The organism is Blastomonas sp. 34TW, assembly GCF_059803595.1.
This window is the reverse complement of the sequence record NZ_JAPFGW010000051.1, coordinates 1-1212: the sequence shown is the minus strand read 5'-3', so window position 1 is coordinate 1212 and position 1212 is coordinate 1. Positions and strand designations below refer to the sequence as shown.

Below are 1212 nucleotides of genomic sequence, written 5' to 3'. Positions count from 1 at the left end.
CGGCAGACCTCAGCGACGGGCGTGCCTTCCTCGCCCTGCTTTATGACGAACGCCTTCTGCGCGTCCGTGAACTTAGAGCACTTTCATGATGTGCGGAATCGGCGGGGGATTCCCTTTTTGGTGATTATGTGATTCATGGGGAGCCGTCTTGCAGGAGGCGGCGATGGGTTGGCGATCAGGGCAGAGTTACTCGCAGGATTTGCGGGATCGGGTGATAGGCGCGGTTGATGGCGGCATGGCCGTTCGGGAGGCTGCTGCGGTTTTCAAGGTAAGCATTGCCTATATCTACAAGGCGCTGATCCGTCGCCGTCTGACCGGCGACACACGGGCCAATCCCGTCCGAGGTCGGCCACCGCGCAAACTGTCGCCCGAGCAAGAACAGGCGCTTGGGGCGCACATCCGGTCACGCCCCGGCATTACATTGGCTCAGGCGCAGAGCTGGTTGCAGTCGGAGCACGGCGTCACGCTCAGCATCGGTGCCATGTGGAATACCGCCCGCCGTCTCGGCTTGTCTTTCAAAAAAAGCCCTGCGCGCCAGCGAACAGGATCGACCCGACGTCGCCGCAAGGCGCAAGCTTTGGAGGGCAGCGCAGCCGTTCATAGATCCTGAAAGCCTGGTTTTTCTGGATGAGACGGGCGTCAACACGAAGATGGCTCGGCTCTATGGCTGGGCCCCGGTGGGCGAACGCTGCCACGACAGCGCCCCGTTCGGCCATTGGAAGACGATGACGTTCATCGCGGGGCTGCGGTTGACCGGGATGATAGCACCCTGGGTGCTCGATGGCCCGATGGATGGAACCGCCTTTTGCGCCTATGTCCGCCATATCCTCGCACCCACCCTGAAACGCGGCGATGTCGTCGTGCTCGACAATCTCCCCGCCCACAAGGTTGTCGGGGTCCGCGAGGCCATCGCAGAGAAGCGGGCGCAAATCTTCTATCTGCCGCCCTACAGCCCCGATCTGAACCCCATCGAAATGGCCTTCTCAAAGCTCAAGGCATTGATCCGGCATGACCCGCCACGCAGTATCGACAGCCTCGTCGAGCGCATCGGTCTGCTCCTCGATCGCTTCGTTCCGACTGAATGCGCCAACTTTTTCCAGGCCGCTGGATATCAACGGTCATGATGAAAATGCTCTAGATGCCTTCATGCCGTAACTCCTCGCCCAGCCAAGAAAGATTACGGCGGGAAACTCTACCGGCAAGTGGTCCAGT

The 1212-nt window shown here is 60.6% G+C and carries 2 protein-coding genes and 1 pseudogene; 2 read left to right on the top strand and 1 reads right to left on the bottom strand.

The window, feature by feature from the left end:
- Nucleotides 1-83, bottom strand: a pseudogene (locus tag OPU69_RS19940) (transposase); the annotation flags it as partial.
- Nucleotides 84-148: 65 nt separating this feature from the next.
- On the opposite strand from OPU69_RS19940, the gene OPU69_RS19935 reads away from it, so the two are divergent.
- Nucleotides 149-610, top strand: coding sequence for a helix-turn-helix domain-containing protein (locus OPU69_RS19935; RefSeq protein WP_498513298.1), 462 nt, complete (start codon nt 149-151; stop codon nt 608-610).
- On the top strand, nt 528-1124 hold the full coding sequence (locus OPU69_RS19930; RefSeq protein WP_498513299.1) for an IS630 family transposase: 597 nt from the start codon (nt 528-530) through the stop codon (nt 1122-1124). Before OPU69_RS19935 ends, OPU69_RS19930 begins: the two co-directional genes overlap by 83 nt.
- The last annotated feature ends 88 nt before the right edge of the window (nt 1125-1212 follow it).